A 19,197-nucleotide genomic window follows, 5' to 3' on the forward strand; every position below is an offset into this window, starting at 1 on the left:
TCCGCTCAGTGGGCGGCGCTGTGCCAGGTGTCGCCGAGCCCGATGGACACGTCGAGCGGGACGTCCATCTCGACAGCAGCGCCCATCTCGGCGCGGACCAACGCCTCGACCTGCTCGGCCTCGCCCGGCGCCACCTCGATGACGAGCTCGTCGTGCACCTGCAGCAGCACCCGGGAGTCGAGTGCCGAGCGGCTCAGACCCTCGTCGACCCGCAGCATCGCCACCTTCATGATGTCGGCCGCGGAGCCCTGGATGGGGGCGTTGAGCGCCATCCGCTCCGCCATCTGACGGCGCTGCCGGTTGTCGCTGCCCAGGTCGGGCAGGTACCGACGGCGGCCGAGCATCGTCTCGGTCCACCCGGTGGCGCGGGCACGGTCGACGATCTCCTCGAGGTAGTCACGCACCCCGCCGAAGCGCTCGAAGTACTCCTCCATGAGCCCGGACGCCTCCCCCGTGGAGATGCCCAGCTGCTTCGACAACCCGAAGGCACTCAGGCCGTAGGCCAGCCCGTAGGACATCGCCTTGACCTTGCTGCGCATCTGCGGTGTCACCTCCTCCGGCGCGACGGAGAAGACGCGCGCGCCGACGAAGCGGTGCAGGTCCTCGCCCGTGCGGAAGGCCTCGATGAGGCCCTCGTCGCCGGACAGGTGCGCCATCACGCGCATCTCGATCTGGCTGTAGTCGGCCGACATCAGGGTCTCGTAGCCGGGCCCGACGACGAAGACCTCGCGGATGCGTCGCCCCTCCTCGGTGCGGATCGGGATGTTCTGCAGGTTGGGGTCGGTCGAGGACAGTCGTCCCGTGGCGGCGATCGTCTGCTGGTAGGTCGTGTGGATCCGCCCGTCGTCGGCGATGGACTTGATCAGTCCCTCGACGGTGACGCGCAGACGGGTGGCGTCGCGGTGGCGCAGCAGGGCCTCCAGGAAGGGGTGCTCCGTCTTCGCGTAGAGGTCCGCCAGCGCGTCCGCGTCCGTGGTGTACCCCGTCTTGGTCTTCCGGGTCTTCGGCAGACCCAGGGTGTCGAAGAGCACCGCCTGCAGCTGCTTCGGCGAGCCGAGGTTGATCTGCTCGTCCCCGATGGCCGCCCATGCGTCGGCCTGGGCCGCAGCGACCTTGCCGGCGAAGTCCAACTCGAGCCCGTCCAGGGCCGCGCGGTCGACGGCGATCCCTGCCGCCTCCATCCGGGCGAGGACCCCCACGACGGGCAGCTCGACGTCGCGCATGAGCCGCGTGCCGCCCGTCTCCTCGACCTGCACCTCGAGCACCTCGGCGAGCTCCACGGCGGCCGCCGCGCGGACCATCGCGCCCCGGCCGGCCTCCGTGTCGTCGGCCGAGAAGTCGAGCATCCCCTGGTCCTGCGGCTCCTCCTCGCCGCCGGAGAGATCCCGACCGAGGTGGCGGACCGCGAGGTCGGCCAGGTCGTAGGAGCGCTGGTCGGGTCGCACGAGGTAGGCCGCGATGGCCGTGTCGACGACGAGTCCGGACAGTGGCAGGCCGGTGGCCGCGAGGGCGAGCATCGGGCCCTTCGCGTCGTGCAGGACCTTGGGTCGCTCGACGTCGGTGATCCAGTCCCGCAGTGCCTTCTCGTCGGCCGCGTCGAGGCCCGGGACGCTGACGAATGCCGCGGTCCCGTCGACCGTCGCGAGCCCGAGACCGGTGACCTCGCCGCTACCCCGGCCCCACTCGCCGACGACCTCGACCCCCAGCCGGTTCGAGCCGTGCTCGGCGAGCCACCCGGCCACCTCACCCTCGGCGAGCACCGTGCCGTCGACCTCGATGCCTCCGCTGACCTCGGTCTCGGCCGTGTCGAAGGTGGAGAAGAGCCGGTCGCGCAGGACGCGGAACTCGAGGCTGTCGAAGAGGGTGTGGACCTTCTCCCGGTCCCACTCCCTCCGCTCGACGTCGGCGATGCCGATGGGGATCGGGGTGTCGCGCACCAGCGCGTTGAGTCGCCGGTTGCGCAGGACCTGGTCGAGGTTGTCGCGCAGCGACTGCCCGGCCTTGCCGCCGATCTGGTCGACGGCAGCGACGATGCCCTGCAGGTCGCCGTGGGCACCCAGCCACTTCGCGGCGGTCTTGGGACCCACCCCGGGGACGCCCGGGAGGTTGTCGCTCGACTCGCCGACGAGCGCGGCGAGGTCGCTGTACCGCTCGGGCCCGACGCCGTACTTCTCCGTCACGGCGGCCGGCGTCATCCGGGCGAGGTCGGAGACGCCCTTCCTCGGGTAGAGGACGGTGGTGTGCTCGTCGATGAGCTGCAGGGTGTCGCGGTCACCGGAGCAGATGAGCACGTCCATCCCGGCCTCGCGGCCCTGCGTGGCGAGGGTGGCGATGATGTCGTCCGCCTCGTAGCCCTCGAGCTGCACGTGGCTGATGTTCAACGCGTCGAGGACCTCCCGCAGCAGCGGGATCTGACCGGCGAAGGCATCCGGGGTGGCGTTGCGCCCGGCCTTGTACTCCGAGTACTCGTCGCTGCGGAAGGTCGCGCGCGAGACGTCGAAGGCCACCGCGACGTGCGTGGGGTTCTCGTCCCGCAGCACGTTGATCAGCATCGCGACGAAGCCGTACACGCCGTTGGTGTGCTGGCCCGTGCTCGTCGAGAAGTTCTCCGCAGGCAGGGCGAAGAAGGCGCGGTAGGCGAGGGAGTGTCCATCCAGCAGCAGTAGTCGACTCACGCTCGCCAGCCTACGACGGGGACGACGGCCGCTGCCGCGCCCCGGGTGGCGGTGGCCCGGTCGCCCGGCCCCCGGGCGTCATGGCAGGCTGGCCCCAGACCACAACAGATGTAGGAGACATCGATGACCGAGACCACCGGACCCACCGGGGCGACCTACTCCCTCGAGGCGCTCAACGCCCGCCGGGGCAGCCTCGGCGAGCGCATGGGCATCGAGATCCTCGAGGCGGCTCCGGAGCGCGTGGTGGCCCGCATGCCCGTCGAGGGGAACACCCAGCCGTACGGACTGCTCCACGGAGGTGCGAGCGTCGTCCTCGCGGAGACGGTCGGGTCGATCGGATCGGCGATGCACGGGGCACTCACCGGCAAGATCGCGGTCGGTCTCGACATCAATGCCAGCCACCACCGCGCCGCTCGGTCCGGCTGGGTGACGGCCACGGCCGTCCCGGTCACGCTCGGCGGCACGCTCACCTGCTACGAGATCACGATCACCGACGACAGCGGTCGCCGCACGTGCACCTGCAGGCTCACGTGCCTGCTGCGCGAGCAGCCGCCCGGCACCTGAGTGCCACGCGGAGCCCTCCCGCACGCCCTCGACCCCCGCGACTGGAGCCCCGCCGACCGCTTCGTCGCCGCCGCCGTCCTCGCGGTGGTGCTCGCGCCGCTCGTCGCGGTGGCCACGGCGATCTCCCACGACTGGGCACCCAACGGCGACGACGCGACCATCGCCCTGCGCAGCGCCGGGGTGCTCGACGGTCACCTCCCGCTGACCGGGATGCGCAGCACCGCCGGCAACGGCGTGGACGTCAGCCTCTCGACGCACCACCTCGGGCCGCTGCAGTTCTACCTGCTCGCGCTCCCCCTCGCCCTGACCGGCGGCGCCGCGGCCGGTATCGCGATCGGCGGCGCGCTCATCGCCGCCGTGGCGTCGGTGCTCACCGTGGTGTGGGCCCGCCGCCTCGGGGGCACCCTCGGGGTCGCGGTGTTCACCGGCGGCCTGCTCCTGGCGCAGTGGGCCATCGGGGCGGAGGCGATGTTCCGGCCGCTCAACCCGTATGCGCCACTCCTGCCGACCTACCTCGCACTCCTGCTCCTGTGGGCCCTCATCCGTGGCGACCACCGGGCGCTGCCCCCCTTCGTCGTCGCGGTCTCGCTCCTGGCGCAGAGCAACCTCGCCTTCCTGCCGCTGGCCGGCGTGCTCACCCTGACCGCGGTCGTCGTGGCCGTGCGGCCGCCCCGGGACCAGCCCCGGCCCGCGGCACGTGCGGCCCGGGGGCGACCTCGGGCCCGGGCCACGCGCGCCCACCGCCGGTCCCGGGGGTGGGCCATCGGTCTGGGCCTGCTCGTGTGGCTGCCGAGCCTGCTCGAGCTGCTCGTCCACCAGCCGAACAACCTGCGCCAGCTCGTGCGCTGGGCCACCTCCGGGTCCGGGGACCCGATCGGTGTGGTCGCCGGGATCGAGCACCTGAGCCTGCTGGCGCCGGTCCCCGGAGGATTCCGGCACTACTCGCAGGACCTGCTGACCACCGGCACCCCGACGGGCACGGCGCTCGGGATCGTGGTCCTGCTCCTGCTCGCGGCGATCAGCACCGGGTGGCGTGTCCCCCGGGGCCGGGCGAGCAGCGCATGGCCCGCGCGTGTCGCCCTCGCGGCCAACCTCGGCATGATCGCGACCGCCTCCCGGTTGCCGGAGTGGCCGGCCGCCCCCTACTGGGTCATCACTTGGCTGCCGGTCGCGGCCTTCACCTGGGCCGCTCTGGTCTGGCGGGGCCTGGCCTACCTCGAGGGCGCGACTCCCCGACTGCCGGGGAGGATCGCGATGCCCCTGGCCGGCGGGCTCGTCGTCGGTGGTCTGGCGGCGGCCGTGCTCACCGTGCAGCCCGACTGGTCCGAGTCCCGCTCGATGAGCACGGTCGCCCGCGGGACCGTGTCCGCGCTGGGCCCCGGCGAGGGACGTGCCGTACGCATCAGGGGCTACGGGTTCGTCCCGACGCTCGGCGCGGCCCCGGCGATCGCCTGGGAGGCGCACCGGGCGGGGTGGGAGCCGCACTACCTCAGCTCCTGGCCGTTCGAGGAGGACGCCGAGTACCTCTGGACCGGGACGGCCCCCGAGGGCTCGGAGGAGCTCTTCGTCATCGACAGCACCGAGCCCGAGTTCCACGAGAGCATCCCCGGGACGGCGCGGAGGATCTCCACGGTCGACCTGGCGCACCGCGACGGGGCCATCTCGGTCTACCGTGAGCCCGGGTCGGCCGCCGGGCCGGGCCAGTGACCACGACGAAGGGCGGCTGAGTGGACTTCATCGGTGCGGGCACCGTCCTGAACGTCATCACGGTCGTCATCGGCGCCCTGGCGGGCATGGCCGTCGGGGGACGGCTCCCGCAGGCGACCCGGGACGTGGTCACCGACTGCCTCGGGCTGGTGACCCTCCTCATGGCCGCGCTGTCGGTCATGGAGGTCCTCTCCCCGACCCTGAGCGCAGCGGTCGGCTCGAGCGCACCGGTGCTCGTCGTCCTCGGCTCGCTGCTCATCGGCAGCATCCTCGGGTCCCTCGTGGGCATCGAGCGTCGTCTGGAGACGCTCGCCGGTCGGGTCCAGGGCTACCTGGGCCGAGGACGCACCGACCACGGCGCACGTGAGCGCTTCATCGAGGGGTGGTTGACCGCGAGCCTGCTCTTCTGCGTCGGGCCCCTGACGATCCTCGGCAGCCTCGACGACGGCCTCGGTCGGGGGATCGACAAGCTGGCGCTGAAGTCAGCGCTGGACGGTTTCGCCGCCCTGGCCTTCGCCTCGACCTTCGGTCTGGGCGTGCTCATGTCGGCGGTGAGCGTGGCCGTGGTCCAGGGGTCGCTCACCCTGGCCGGTGTCGCGCTCGGCGCAGTCCTGCCGGAGGCACACATCGCGGCCCTCACGGCGACGGGAGGACTGATCCTCGTCGGGATCGCCCTGCGGCTGCTGCGGATCCGTCAGATCCCGGTGGGAGACATGCTCCCGGCGCTGGTCGTGGCGCCGCTGCTGACGCACCTCGTCATCGTGCTCGGCTGAGGACGCCGCGCAACGACCGGGTCAGGACTTGTCCATGCCGGCGACCACGGCGTCGGCGACCTCGCGCATGCCCAGTCGCCGGTCCATCGCCGTCTTCTGGATCCACCGGAAGGCCTCGGCCTCGGTGATCTTCAGCTTCTTCATCAGCACGCCCTTGGCCTTCTCCACGGCCTTGCGGGTCTCGAGGCGCTCACCGAGGTCCGCGACCTCCGACTCGAGGGCCTTCAGCTCGGCCCAGCGCGAGAGCGCCACCTCGACGGCCGGGGTGACGTCGGAGACGGTGAAGGGCTTGACGATGTAGGCCATGACACCCGCGTCCCGGGCACGCTCGACGAGCTCCTTCTGCGAGAAGGCCGTGAGCATGATCACCGGGCAGATCCGCTGCTCCCCGATCGTCTCGGCCGCGGTGAGCCCGTCCATGACCGGCATCTTGATGTCCATGATGATCAGGTCGGGCTGCAGCGACTCGGCCAGGGAGACGGCCTCCTCACCGTTGCTCGCCTGCCCGACGACCTCGTACCCGGCCTCGGTGAGCATCTCGGCCAGGTCGAGGCGGATCAGCGCCTCGTCCTCGGCGAGCAGCACCCGCTGGCCCTGCTGGGCCTCCGTCTCAGCCGTCATGGTCCATCCTTCGTCGTCGGGGAGAGTCCTGGGTGCCGGGGGCGGGACTCGAACCCGCACGCCCTTGCGGGCAGAGCATTTTGAGTGCTCCGTGTCTGCCATTCCACCACCCCGGCCGGAGTGCGCCGCCAGCATACCGACCCGACGCGGCGGTACTGGTGTCAGCCCATGCCACCGGGCAGTGCACCCTCCACGGAGGTGGCCTCCTCCTCGTAGGCGACCGCGGTCTTGTTCCGCGCGTCGCCGATGCGGTGCACCCGCAGGGCATTGGTCGAGCCGGGCACGCCGGGGGGCGATCCGGCGACGATGACGACGAGGTCGCCCTCGTCGCACCAGCCCAGACCGAGGAGGTGCTCGTCGACCTGGAGGGCGTACTGGTCGGTGTGCGTCACCGGCGTGGTGAGGAAGGTCTGGATCCCCCAGACCAGGGACAGCTGGGACCGGGTGTCCTGCACCGGCGAGAAGGCGAGCATCGGCAGGCCGGAGCGCACCTGGGCGAGACGACGGGCACTCCCGCCGAGCTGGGTGAAGGCGATGAGGTACTTCACCCCGAGGGCCTGCCCCACCTCCGCCGCCGCAGCCGTGACGACACCACCCTGGGAGATGGGCGGGGCCATCAGGTCACGCATGCGGCCGTGCCCCTCCTCCTCGGTGGCGGCGATGATCCGGGACATCGTCCGGACCACCTCGACGGGGAACTTGCCGACGGCCGTCTCCCCCGACAGCATCAGCGCGTCGGCGCCGTCGAGGACGGCATTGGCCGCGTCCGAGGCCTCGGCCCGGGTCGGGCGGGAGTTGTCGATCATCGACTCCAGCACCTGCGTGGCCACGATCACCGGCTTGGCCCGCTGGCGGCACAGCTCGACGGCCCGCTTCTGGACGAGCGGCACCTGCTCGAGGGGCATCTCCACACCGAGGTCGCCGCGGGCGACCATGATGCCGTCGAAGGCATCGATGATCTCCTCGAGGGCCTCCACGGCCTGGGGCTTCTCGATCTTGGCGATGACCGGCAGCCGCACCCCGACCTCGTCCATGATCTCGTGCACGCGGTCGATGTCCCGCGGCGAGCGCACGAAGCTGAGGGCGATGTAGTCGGCGCGCAGGCCCAGCGCCCAGCGCAGGTCCTGCTCGTCCTTCTCGGACAGGGCGGGTGCGCTGACGGCGGCGCCGGGGAGGTTGATGCCCTTGTTGTCCGAGAGCGGTCCGCCGTACACGACGACGCAGCGCACGTCGGTCGCGTCGACCTCCTCGACGGTCAGCATGATCTTGCCGTCGTCGACGAGGATCCGGTCGCCGACGCTGACGTCGTCGGCCAGGCCCGAGTGGGTCGTGCCGACGACCTCCTGGTCACCCTCGACGTCACGGGTGGTGATCGTGAAGTGGTCCCCCTCGTCGAGCCGGATCGGCCCGTCGGCGAACCTGCCGATGCGGATCTTGGGGCCCTGCAGGTCGACGAGCACTCCGACGGCGCGACCGACGGCGTCACTCGCGGCGCGCACGCTGCGGTAGTTGGCCTCGTGGACGGGGTAGTCACCGTGGGAGAGGTTGAACCGCGCCACGTCGACGCCGGCAGCCACGAGCTCGTGGATGCTCTCGGGGGTGGAGGTCGAAGGGCCGAGGGTGGAGACGATCTTGGCGCGTCGCATGTCTCCACCCTATGTCGACGCCGGGCAACCCGTGGATGGACGAAGGGGGCGCGCCCGGCGGCGCACCCCCTTCGTCCCGGGACCGGGTCAGGCCGTGAGCGGCCGATCCGTCGGGTTGACCGGGCGGGGCAGCTGGGAGCTGCCCATGAGGAAGGTGTCCACGCCGTGTGCCGCGGCACGACCCTCGGCGATGGCCCAGACGATGAGCGACTGCCCCCGGCCGGCGTCCCCGGCGACGAAGACACCCGGGACATCGGTCTGGTAGTCGCGACCCCGCACGATGTTCGAGCGCTCGTCGGTCGACAGGCCCAGCTGGGCGACGATGCCGTCCGGCTCCGGGCCGACGAAGCCCATGGCGAGGAGCACCAGCTGCGCGGGCAGGACCCGCTCGGTCCCGGGCACCGGCTCGAAGCCGGCCGCGGTGCGCGTGACCTCGGTCAGGCGCAGGCCGTCGACCCGGCCCTCGCCGTCGTCGAGGATCTCCGTCGTCGACACCGCGTAGACCCGATCGCCTCCTTCCTCGTGGGCCGAGGCGACCCGGAAGATCATCGGGTAGGTCGGCCAGGGCTGGTCGGCCGGCCGCTCCGGACCCGGCTGGGGCATGATCTCCAGGCTGGTGACCGAACGGGCACCCTGCCGGATCGAGGTACCGAGGCAGTCGGCGCCGGTGTCGCCACCGCCGATGATGATGACGTCCTTGTCCTCCGCCGTGACCTGCCCCTCGACCTCCTCGCCGAGGGCCACCCGGTTGGCCGGGGGCAGGAAGTCCATCGCCTGGACGACCCCGTCGAGATCACGACCGGGGACGGGCAGGTCCCTCGGGACGGTCGAGCCGGTGGCGAGCACGACGGCGTCGTAGCGGTCACGCAGCTGCTGACCGGTCAGCTCGCCGCCCACATCGATACCGGAGCGGAAGCGGGTGCCCTCGGCCTTCATCTGCTGGATCCGGCGGTCGACGATCCGCTTCTCCATCTTGAACTCCGGGATCCCGTAGCGCAGGAGCCCTCCGGGGGCGTCCGCCCGCTCGTACACGGCGACCGTGTGACCGGCGCGGGTGAGCTGCTGCGCGGCGGCCAGACCGGCCGGACCGGAGCCGACCACGGCCACGGTCTTGCCGGTGAGGCGGTCCGGGATCTGCGGCGGGACGTCACCGCGGCCGAAGGCCTCCTCGATGGTCGTCACCTCGACCTGCTTGATCGTCACGGCCGGCTGGTTGATGCCGAGCACGCAGGCGGTCTCGCACGGCGCCGGGCACAGCCGGCCGGTGAACTCCGGGAAGTTGTTCGTCGCGTGCAGACGCTCGATGGCGTCGTGCCAGTGACCCCGCCACGCGAGGTCGTTCCACTCCGGGATGAGGTTGCCCAGCGGGCAGCCCGAGTGGCAGAACGGGATGCCGCAGTCCATGCAGCGCCCGGCCTGGCGCTGCAGCTCGCCGGCCTGCTGCTCCTCGTAGACCTCCTTCCAGTCCTTGATGCGGACGTCGACGGGTCGCCGAGCCGGCAGCTCGCGCTCGCGCGTGGTGAGAAAGCCGTGCGGGTCAGCCACGGGAAACCTCCATGATCCGGTCCCAGACGAGCGCGCCGTCGGCGTCGAGGCCCTCCGCCTCGGCGTCGGCCCGCACGTCGAGGACGCGCTGGTAGTTGCGGGGCAGGACGAGCGAGATCCGGTCGAGACCGGCCTCCGGGTCGTCCAGCAGGGCCTCCGCCACGGCCGACCCGGTGTGCTCGAGGTGCTGGGTGAGCAGCTCGAGGACCACCTCCCGGTCCGAGGGACGAAGGGGGGTGACGTCGACGAGCTCCCGGTTGACGAGCGACTCGTCGAGGTCGAGGACGAAGGCATTGCCCCCGGACATGCCGGCCGCGAAGTTGCGCCCGGTGGGCCCCAGCACGAGGACGGTGCCACCGGTCATGTACTCGCAGCCGTGGTCGCCGACGCCCTCGACGACCGCGACGGCACCGGAGTTGCGCACGCAGAAGCGCTCGCCGACGATGCCTCGCAGGAAGAGCTGACCGGACGTCGCCCCGTAGCCGATGACGTTGCCGGCGATGACGTTCTCCTCGGCCACGAACCGCGCGCCCTCCGGGGGCCGGACGACGATGCGGCCACCCGAGAGGCCCTTGCCGACGTAGTCGTTGGCGTCGCCGACCATCCGCAGGGTGATGCCGGCCGGCAGGAAGGCGCCCAGGCTCTGACCGGCCGACCCGGTGAGGGTCAGGTCGATCGTCCCGTCGGGCAGGCCCTCGGGGTTCCGCTTGGTCACCTCGTGACCGAGCATGGTGCCCAGCGTGCGGTTGACGTTGCGGACCGGCACGTCGGCCCTCACCGGGGTCCCCTCGTCGAGCGCCGGAGCGGCCAGCTCGATGAGCCGGTGGTCCAGGGCGTCCTCGAGACCATGCTCCTGGGCACGCGTCACCCGCACCCCGGACCCGTCGAAGGAGCTGACCTGGGCGAAGATCGGCGCCAGGTCGAGCCCCGAGGCCTTCCAGTGGTCCACGGCCCTGCGCGTGTCGAGCAGGTCGACCCGACCGACGGCCTCGTCCAGGGTGCGGAAACCGAGCTCGGCGAGCAGCTCCCGCACCTCCTCCGCGATGTACTCGAAGAAGGTCTCGACGAACTCGGGCTGACCCGAGTAGCGCGAGCGCAGCTCCGGGTTCTGCGTGGCGATCCCCACCGGACAGGTGTCCAGGTGGCACACCCGCATGAGGACGCACCCGCTGACCACGAGGGGTGCGGTGGCGAAGCCGAACTCCTCCGCACCCAGCAGGGCGCCGATGAGGACATCCCGACCGGTCTTGATCTGGCCGTCCACCTGGACGGAGATGCGGTCGCGGAGACCGTTGAGCACCAGCGTCTGCTGCGTGGCGGCCAGCCCGAGCTCCCACGGTCCGCCGGCGTGCTTGAGCGAGGTCAGCGGAGAGGCCCCGGTTCCGCCGTCGTGCCCGGAGATGAGCACGACGTCCGCGTGCGCCTTGCTGACACCGGCGGCCACCGTGCCCACGCCGATCTCGCTGACGAGCTTCACGTGCACCCGCGCCTGCGGGTTCGCGTTCTTCAGGTCGTGGATCAGCTGGGCCAGGTCCTCGATCGAGTAGATGTCGTGGTGCGGGGGCGGGCTGATCAGGCCGACTCCGGCCGTCGAGTGCCTCGTGCGCGCCACCCACGGGTACACCTTCGACCCGGGCAGCTGACCCCCTTCGCCCGGCTTGGCGCCCTGGGCCATCTTGATCTGGATGTCGTCGCTGTGGGTGAGGTAGGTCGAGGTGACCCCGAACCGGCCGGAGGCCACCTGCTTGATCGAGCTGCGGCGCTCGGGGTCCATCAGCCGGTCGAGATCCTCGCCGCCCTCCCCCGTGTTGGAGCGCCCGCCGATCCGGTTCATCGCGACGGCGAGCGTCTCGTGCGCCTCCTTGCTGATCGAGCCGTAGCTCATGGCGCCGGTGGAGAAGCGCTTGATGATCGCGCTGGCCGGCTCGACCTCGTCGATGCTGATCGGGGCCCGCTCCTGGCCGTCGGCGAGCGAGAAGAGCCCACGCAGCGTCATCAGCCGTTCGGACTGCTCGTTCACCCGGGAGGTGTACTGCTTGAAGATGTCGTAGCGACGCGCCCGCGTGGAGTGCTGGAGACGGAAGACGGTGTCCGGGTCAAACAGGTGCGGCTCGCCCTCGCGGCGCCACTTGTACTCGCCGCCCACCTCGAGCTTGCGGTGCGGCAGCCGTACGCCCTCCGTCGGGTACGCGGTCGCGTGTCGAGCGGCGACCTCCTCGGCGAGGACGCCGAGCCCGACACCCCCGAGCTGGCTGACCGTCCCGGTGAAGTACTCGTCGACGAGCTCCTGCCCCAGACCGAGGGCCTCGAAGACCTGTGCGCCGCGGTACGAGGCCACCGTGGAGATGCCCATCTTGGACATCACCTTCAGCACACCCTTGCCCAGCGCCCTGATGAGGTTGGCGACCGCGGTCTCCTCGTCGACCTCGGTGATGATCCCCCGGCGGACCATGTCCTCGACCGACTCCATGGCCAGGTACGGGTTGACCGCGGCGGCGCCGTACCCGATGAGCAGCGCGACGTGGTGGACCTCACGGACGTCGCCGGCCTCGAGGATGAGGCCGACCTGGGTGCGGGTGCGCTCCCGGATCAGGTGGTGGTGCACGGCCGAGGTGAGCAGCAGCGAGGGGATCGGCGCCCGGTCACGGCCGGAGTCGCGGTCGGAGAGCACGATGAAGCGCGCGCCCTCGGCGATGGCCTCGGAGACCTCGGCGCAGATCGTGTCGAGCCGGGCCCGCAGTGCCTGCTCGCCCCCGGTGACGTCGTAGAGGCCACGCACGACGTGGGTTGCCGTTCCCGCACCCTCGTGGTCGAAGTGCACGATCTTCGCCAGCTCGTCGTTGTCGATGACCGGGAAGGGGAGCACGACCTGGCGGGCGTGCTGCGGGTCGGCCCCCAGGACGTTGCCCTCCGGCCCGATGGCGGTCCCGAGCGCGGTGACCAGCTCCTCCCGGATCGAGTCCAGCGGCGGATTGGTCACCTGGGCGAACATCTGGGTGAAGTAGTCGAAGAGCAGGCGCGGCTTCTCCGACAGGACCGCGACGGGGGTGTCGGTCCCCATGGACCCGAGCGCCTCCACGCCTTTGGCCGCCATCGGCGTCAGCAGGATCTGCAGCTCCTCCTGGGTGTACCCGAAGGTCTGCTGGCGTCGCGCCACGGACGCCGGGGTGTGGGTGATGTGCTCCCGCGGGGGCAGGTCGCCGAGCATGATGCGGCCGTCGTCGAGCCACTCGCCGTACGGGTGCTCGGCCGCGAGCTGACCCTTGATCTCCTCGTCCTCGACGATGCGACCTTCCGCGGTGTCCACGAGGAACATCCGGCCGGGCTGCAGGCGGCCCTTGGCGACCACGTGCTCCGGGTCGAGGTCGAGGACGCCGACCTCGGAGGCGAGGACGACGAGACCGTCGTCGGTGACCTCGTACCGCCCGGGCCGCAGACCGTTGCGGTCCAGGACCGCCCCGACCAAGCGGCCGTCGGTGAAGGTCACGCAGGCAGGACCGTCCCAGGGCTCCATGAACATGGAGTGGAACTCGTAGAAGTCCCGCAGCGCGGGGTCCATGGTCGCGTGGTTCTCCCACGCCTCCGGGATCATCATCAGGACCGCGTGCGGGAGCGAGCGGCCACCGAGGTGGAGCAGCTCCAGGACCTCGTCGAAGGAGGCCGAGTCGGACGCCTCCGGCGCACAGGTCGGCATGATCCGCTGCAGGTCGCCGGGGATGATGTCGCTGCTCAGGAGGGACTCGCGGGCCCGCATCCAGTTGCGGTTTCCCTTGACGGTGTTGATCTCACCGTTGTGGGCGATGAAGCGGAAGGGGTGGCTGAGCGGCCAGCTCGGGAAGGTGTTGGTCGAGAAGCGCGAGTGGACCAGGCCCAGCTCGCTCTCGAACCGCTCGTCCGACAGGTCCGGGTAGAAGGGCTCGAGCTGCGCGGTCGTCAGCATCCCCTTGTAGACCAGCGTCCGTGCGGACAGCGAGGCGAAGTAGACACCCGTCTCCCGCTCGGCACGCTTGCGGGCGACGAAGGCGAGTCGCTCCAGGGTGAGCCCGGAGACCTCACCGCCGGGTGCGGCGACGAAGAGCTGGTGGAAGTCCGGCATGCAGTCGCGGGCCATCTGGCCGACGATCTCCCGGTTGACCGGGACCTGCCGCCAGCCGAGGACCTGCAGGCCCTCCTCGGTGACGACGGCCTCGATCCGGCGGACCAGCGCCTCGCGCTCGGCGGCATCCGTGGGCACGTACGCCGTGCCGACCGCGTAGTGCCCGGGCTCGGGCAGGTCGAAGTCGACGACCTCGCGCAGGAACCGGTCCGGGACCTGGGTGAGGATGCCCGCGCCGTCACCGACGAGCGGGTCGGCACCGGTCGCGCCGCGGTGCTCGAGGTTGGTCAGGGCCAGCAGTGCGTGGTCGACGATGTCGTGGCCGGCGCTGCCGCGCATGGTGGCCACCATGGCGACGCCGCAGGCGTCGCGCTCGGTGTCGCGACGGTAGAGACCCGCGTCGGGCGGCAGGGCCGACCAGCGCTCGTAGGGGGAGAAGGACACAGAGGTCACGTCGGGTCACCGTCCTCGGGTGAAGTCGGGGCGGGCAGGCTCCGTCGCTCTGGAACGAGGGTGCGGATGCCTGCTGATGGGATCCGCAGACAGCAGTGGCCGCGGTGCGGAGAAGAGTACCAGCGTCTTGTCTTGCTCTTTGAGAGGGAGAATCCCACCTAGTGAGATTTCACACGCGAGGGCGCTCACGCTTCCCGAAAATCCGGAACATCGCCACCCCGAGCGTGAAGACGATCACACTGACCCAGATATTCACACGGAGTCCGAGGATGGTGTTCGCCTCGTCGGTGCGCATCATCTCGATGAAGAGCCGACCTGCGGGGTACCCGGCGACGTAGAGGGCGAAGACCTGCCCGCGAGCGAGGACGGCACGACGGTCGACGACGAGCAGGACGATCGCCAGCGCGAAGAGGAAGAGCGACTCGTAGAGGAAGGTCGGATGGAAGGTGCCGAGCACGATCGGGTCCCCCGCGGCGTCGACCACCGCTCGACCCGCGGCCGCGTCGAAACGGTGGACCTCCAGGCCCCACGGCAGGTCGGTCGGCTCGCCGTAGATCTCGTTGTTGAACCAGTTGCCCCAGCGGCCGATCCCCTGGGCGATGAGCACGCCCGGAGCGACGGCGTCGGTGAAGTCGAGGAAGCGGACGCCGGTCGAGCGCAGCCCGATCCAGGCGCCGACGGCGCCGAGGGCGACCGCGCCCCAGATGCCGAGCCCGCCCTGCCAGATCTTCAGCGCGTCGAGCGGGGTGCCGCCCTCCCCGAAGTACGGCTGGGGCGTGGTGATGACGTGGTAGAGCCGACCACCGATGATGCCGAAGGGGACGGCCCACACGGCCACGTCGAGAACGACCCCCTGCTCCGCACCGCGGTCGCGCAGGCGCCGGTCCCCCATCCAGATCGCCACCGCGATTCCGGCGAGGATGCACAGGGCGTACGCGTGGATGGTCAGCGGGCCGAGCTCGAGCGCGGCCGTGGTGGGCGAAGGGAGCGCACCCGGCCGCGTCACTGGGTCGCCACCATGCCCTCGGGCACGTCGCCGCTGGTGAGGACCTCCCTGAGGGTCTCGGTGTCGACCTCACCGCTCTGCTGGTCGATCACGCTGCCCCAGTTGAACTGCGTCCCGTCGACCACGACGGTCGGTGTCGCCCGGATGCCCTCCTCGGTGGTCGCGTCGTCGACACTCTGGACGTAGTCCACGTAGGTCCCGTCGTCGGTGCACTGCTGCCACTCGTCGAGGGCCTCTCCGCTGAGCCCGGCCTGCTCGGCGGCCTGCGTGTAGGTCTCCTCCGCGAAGCCGCTGCGGTCCTCGCTCTGGGGCTGCAGTGCGAAGAGTGCCTCGTGGTACTCGGTCCACGCGCCCTGGTCCAGGGCGCACACGGCACTCGAGCCCGCGACGGCCGACGACTCGCCACCCGTCATGCTGTCGATGACCGTCTTGAGGTGGATGCGCAGCCGGATCCTGCCGTCCTGGGCCAGCTCGGTCACGGTCCCACCGAGGTACTCCTCGTAGACCTTGCACGCCGGGCAGCGGAAGTCCTCGTAGACGTCGACGACAGGGGCGTCCTCCGGTGGGTTCGCGTCGGCGTAGGGCTCGAGGGGCTCACCCGCGGCGACACCCTGCGGCAGCTCGCTCACACCACCGCCGTCGCGGACGGCGCCCACGACGACGGCGCCGACGACGAGGACGATCGCCACGATGACGACGACGCCGCCGATGATCACGGCACTGGCACCCCTGCCCGTGCTCCCGGCGGCGGCCTGCGCCTTGGCCTTGCGGTCCTGGTTGCTCACGTGCGCTCCTTCGCGTCCCCGAAGAGGAATCGGTCGAGACTGTAGGCGGTGCGGGCTCGGACGAGCAGCCACACACCGCAGAGGGCGAGACCGAGGTCGCGGGCGATCTCCTGCCCGTACTTCGTCTCGCTGGCGTCCACCTGGCCACCGCCGCCAAAGCAACCGCAGTCGATGGTCAGGCCACGGACCCAGGCCTGGGTGATGCCGATGACGAAGGCCGCCATGAGCAGCGCCCCCAGGAGGGCACTGGTCCGGGTGAAGAGGCCGAGGACGAGGAGCAGCCCGATGACGACCTCGACCCAGGGCAGCGCGTACCCGATGTACTCGGCCACCTCGAACGGCATGACGTCGTATCCCTGCACCGCGCGGGCGGACCCGAGGGGGTTGCCGACCTTCAGTGCACCGGCGACGAGGAGGACGCCGCCGAGGAGGAGTCGGACCACCAGCCCCACGAGGTCCAGGACGTGCGCTCGGGTCATACCCGTCCCCGCACGCCTTCCGCCAGCTCTCGGGTGAGGTCGCGCAGAGCGGCCAGCCCCTCCTCGGGCTCGCGGTCGAGCATGGTGCTCACGAGGGCGGACCCGACGATGACCCCGTCGGCGAAGGCGGCCACCTCCGCGGCCTGGGCGCCGGTGCTGACCCCGAGGCCGACGCACAGCGGCAGGTCCGTGGTCGAGCGCACGCGCGCGACGAGCTCGGCCGCCGTCCCCCCGACGCTGCCCCGGGCGCCGGTGACGCCCATCGTGGAGGCGGTGTAGACGAACCCGCTCGTGGCCTCGGTGACCACGGCGATGCGCTCGGTGGTCGAGCTCGGTGCGACGAGGAAGATGCGGTCGAGCCCGTGCCGCTCGCTGGCCGCGCGCCACTCCCCCGCCTCCTCCGGGATGAGGTCCGGGGTGATGATGCCCGCACCCCCGGCGGCCGCGAGGTCGGCGGCATAGCGGTCGACCCCCCGACGCAGCACGAGGTTCCAGTAGGACATGACCACCGGCACGGCTCCGGCCTCCCGGGCCGCCGAGACGGCCCGGAAGACGTCGTCGACGTGGACCCCCTTCGCCAGGGCCTCGGTGGCGGCACGCTGGATGACGGGACCGTCCATGACGGGGTCGCTGTAGGGCATGCCGACCTCGATGATGTCGGCGCCGGCCTCGGCCAGGGTGCGCACCGCGTCGATCGACCCCTCGACGCTCGGGTAGCCCACCGGCAGATAGCCGATGAGGGCGGCTCGGCCCTCCTCCCGGCACCGGGTGAAGACGTCGGCCAGACCTGCGGGCGCGCTCATGCCTCCCCTCCTGCGTCGCCGTCGACGAGACCGAACCACTCGGCGACGGTGTGCATGTCCTTGTCCCCACGGCCGGAGAGGTTGACGAGCAGCAGGGCGTCGGGACCGAGCTCGCGGCCGACCTCCAGCGTCGCCGACAGGGCGTGCGCCGACTCGAGCGCCGGGATGATGCCCTCGGTGCGACAGAGCAGCTCGAAGGCGTGCATCACCTGCTCGTCCGTGGCATGGCGGTACTCCGCCCGGCCGGAGTCGCGCAGGTAGGAGTGCTCCGGACCGACGCTGGGGTAGTCCAGACCGGCGGAGACCGAGTGCGTCTCCAGGGTCTGCCCCTCCTCGTCCTGCATGAGGTAGCTCATCGCCCCGTGGAGCACGCCGGGCTCGGCGGTCGCGAAGCGCGCAGCGTGCCGGCGGGACTCGATGCCCTCGCCGCCGGCCTCGACCCCGATGAGGCGCACCGCCTCGTCGCTGACGAAGCGGTGGAAGATGCCCATGGCGTTGGACCCACCGCCGACGCACGCGATGACGGCGTCCGGGAGACGCCCGGCCAGCTCGAGGACCTGCTCACGGGCCTCCTCGCCGATGATCTTGTGGAAGTCACGGACCATCTCCGGGAAGGGGTGGGGCCCGGTGACCGTACCCAAGACGTAGTGGGTGTGCTCGACATTGGTCACCCAGTCGCGCATGGCCTCGTTGATCGCGTCCTTGAGCGTCGCCCTGCCGTGCTCGACCGGCACGACGGTGGCCCCGAGGACACGCATGCGGGCGACGTTGAGCGCCTGGCGCTCGGTGTCGACACGACCCATGTAGACCGTGCACTCCAGACCCATCAGCGCCGCGGCCGTCGCGGTCGCGACACCGTGCTGACCGGCACCCGTCTCGGCGATGACCCGCCGCTTGCCCATGCGCCTGGTCAGCAGGGCCTGGCCGAGGACGTTGTTGATCTTGTGGCTGCCGGTGTGGTTGAGGTCCTCGCGCTTGAGGATGACCCGTGCACCCCCGGCGTGCTCCGCGAACCGGGGCACCTCGGTGATGATGCTCGGTCGGCCGGTGTACGTGCGGTGCAGCCGGGCGAGCTCGTCGACGAAGTCGGGATCGACCATGGCCTTCCGGCGCGCCTCGTCCAGCTCCTCGAGTGCCGGGATGAGTGCCTCCGGCACGTAGCGGCCCCCGAAGGCACCGAAGCGCCCCGGCACCTCCTGCGCGCTCGGCCCCGGGCCGTCGGTGGTGGGCTGCTGCTCGTCGGTCATCGCGTCGCTCCCGCATCGATCATGGCGCGCACCCCGGCCGCCGGGTCTCCCCCGATGACGAGTGCCTCGCCGACGAGGATGGCATCGGCTCCGGCGCGAGCGAAGAGCCGCGCCTCCTCGGGGCCCTGCACTCCGGACTCGGCGACGCGCACGCACGACTCGGGGACGAGCGGCGCCAGTCGGGCGAAGGTGTCGGTGTCGACCTCGAGGGTCTTGAGGTTGCGGTTGTTGATCCCGATCACGGTGGCCCCGAGGTCGACCGCCCGAGTCGCCTCCGCCTCGTCGTGGACCTCGACCAGGCAGGTCATGCCGAGCCGCCCGGCCAGGGCCATCAACGAGGCCAGCTGCTCGTCGTCCAGGGCCGCGACGATGAGCAGGACGATGTCGGCGCCCCGGGCCCGGGCCTCCCAGATCTGGTACTCGCCGACCATGAAGTCCTTGCGCAGCACGGGTACGTCGACCGCCTCGCGGACAGCGGTGAGGTCGTCGAGGGAGCCGGAGAAACGACGCTCCTCGGTGAGCACGGAGATGGCGGCGGCACCGCCCTCGGTGTAGGCACGCGCGAGGGCTGCCGGGTCGGTGATCTGCGACAGGTCGCCCTTGCTCGGGCTCTTGCGCTTCACCTCGGCGATCACGCACAGCCCCGGGCGACGCAGCAGGGCTGCCGCGTCACGTGGCGCCGGCATGCCGTCGCACTGTCGCCGGAGCTGCTCGAGAGGGACTCGGGCCTCGCGCCCGGCCAGGTCCTCACGGACACCGTCGATGATCTGGTCGAGGACAGTGGGCATGCCCCAAGG

At 71.3% G+C, this 19,197-nt stretch carries 14 protein-coding genes and 1 tRNA gene; 3 read left to right on the forward strand and 12 right to left on the reverse strand.

Translation table 11 applies throughout. The annotated features are described in order from the left end of the window. Positions 1-5 precede the first annotated feature (5 nt). The gene (gene polA / locus PVE36_RS08695) at positions 6-2,675 is read right to left on the reverse strand and encodes a DNA polymerase I (RefSeq protein ID WP_277451645.1); all 2,670 of its coding nucleotides are present in this window, start codon (positions 2,673-2,675) and stop codon (positions 6-8) included. 123 nt (positions 2,676-2,798) lie between these two features. Between polA and PVE36_RS08700 the strand changes: the two genes are divergently transcribed. From PVE36_RS08700 to PVE36_RS08710, 3 genes are read left to right on the forward strand one after another with little or no spacing between them, the layout of a single operon-like run. Continuing rightward, positions 2,799-3,239: a hotdog fold thioesterase gene (locus PVE36_RS08700; protein ID WP_277451647.1), complete on the forward strand. Its 441-nt coding sequence runs from the start codon at positions 2,799-2,801 to the stop codon at positions 3,237-3,239. Further along, the gene (locus PVE36_RS08705; protein WP_277451648.1) at positions 3,240-4,946 is read left to right on the forward strand and encodes a hypothetical protein; all 1,707 of its coding nucleotides are present in this window, start codon (positions 3,240-3,242) and stop codon (positions 4,944-4,946) included. 20 nt (positions 4,947-4,966) lie between these two features. Continuing rightward, a complete protein-coding gene (locus PVE36_RS08710) occupies positions 4,967-5,719 on the forward strand; it encodes a DUF554 domain-containing protein (protein ID WP_277451650.1) in 753 nt (250 codons plus the stop codon). A 21-nt stretch (positions 5,720-5,740) separates the two neighbouring features. On the opposite strand, the gene PVE36_RS08715 is transcribed toward PVE36_RS08710, so the two are convergent. The 11 genes from PVE36_RS08715 to trpC all read right to left on the reverse strand — a co-directional run bounded on the left by PVE36_RS08715 (position 5,741) and on the right by trpC (position 19,188). Beyond that, positions 5,741-6,340, reverse strand: a complete 600-nt coding sequence (locus PVE36_RS08715) for a response regulator (RefSeq protein ID WP_277451651.1) — start codon at positions 6,338-6,340, stop codon at positions 5,741-5,743. Positions 6,341-6,373: 33 nt separating this feature from the next. Next, a tRNA-Leu gene (locus PVE36_RS08720) sits at positions 6,374-6,456 on the reverse strand. Positions 6,457-6,501: 45 nt separating this feature from the next. Then, on the reverse strand, positions 6,502-7,986 hold the full coding sequence (gene pyk / locus PVE36_RS08725) for a pyruvate kinase (RefSeq protein ID WP_277451653.1): 1,485 nt from the start codon (positions 7,984-7,986) through the stop codon (positions 6,502-6,504). Between the two features lie 87 nt (positions 7,987-8,073). Beyond that, positions 8,074-9,531 (reverse strand): glutamate synthase subunit beta, encoded by a 1,458-nt coding sequence (locus tag PVE36_RS08730; RefSeq protein ID WP_277451654.1) that lies wholly within the window; start codon positions 9,529-9,531, stop codon positions 8,074-8,076. Continuing rightward, positions 9,524-14,080, reverse strand: coding sequence for a glutamate synthase large subunit (gene gltB, locus PVE36_RS08735; RefSeq protein ID WP_277451657.1), 4,557 nt, complete (start codon positions 14,078-14,080; stop codon positions 9,524-9,526). The genes PVE36_RS08730 and gltB overlap by 8 nt, the downstream gene beginning before the upstream one ends. 169 nt (positions 14,081-14,249) lie before the next feature. Further along, positions 14,250-15,086 (reverse strand): prolipoprotein diacylglyceryl transferase, encoded by an 837-nt coding sequence (gene lgt / locus PVE36_RS08740; protein WP_277451658.1) that lies wholly within the window; start codon positions 15,084-15,086, stop codon positions 14,250-14,252. Further along, positions 15,083-15,871 carry a thioredoxin domain-containing protein gene (locus PVE36_RS08745; protein ID WP_277451660.1) on the reverse strand — a complete coding sequence of 263 codons (789 nt, stop codon included), beginning with the start codon at positions 15,869-15,871 and terminating at the stop codon, positions 15,083-15,085. Before PVE36_RS08745 ends, lgt begins: the two co-directional genes overlap by 4 nt. Continuing rightward, positions 15,868-16,350, reverse strand: coding sequence for a MauE/DoxX family redox-associated membrane protein (locus PVE36_RS08750; RefSeq protein WP_277451661.1), 483 nt, complete (start codon positions 16,348-16,350; stop codon positions 15,868-15,870). The genes PVE36_RS08745 and PVE36_RS08750 overlap by 4 nt, the downstream gene beginning before the upstream one ends. Beyond that, positions 16,347-17,153 (reverse strand): tryptophan synthase subunit alpha, encoded by an 807-nt coding sequence (trpA, locus tag PVE36_RS08755; protein WP_277451662.1) that lies wholly within the window; start codon positions 17,151-17,153, stop codon positions 16,347-16,349. Before trpA ends, PVE36_RS08750 begins: the two co-directional genes overlap by 4 nt. Further along, complete coding sequence (gene trpB, locus PVE36_RS08760; RefSeq protein WP_277451664.1) at positions 17,150-18,400, reverse strand: tryptophan synthase subunit beta; 1,251 nt, start codon at positions 18,398-18,400, stop codon at positions 17,150-17,152. Before trpB ends, trpA begins: the two co-directional genes overlap by 4 nt. Further along, positions 18,397-19,188, reverse strand: coding sequence for an indole-3-glycerol phosphate synthase TrpC (gene trpC / locus PVE36_RS08765; RefSeq protein ID WP_277451665.1), 792 nt, complete (start codon positions 19,186-19,188; stop codon positions 18,397-18,399). The genes trpB and trpC overlap by 4 nt, the downstream gene beginning before the upstream one ends. Positions 19,189-19,197: the final 9 nt, after the last annotated feature.

The organism is Janibacter sp. DB-40 (assembly GCF_029510815.1).
Classification (GTDB): Bacteria; Actinomycetota; Actinomycetes; order Actinomycetales; family Dermatophilaceae; genus Janibacter.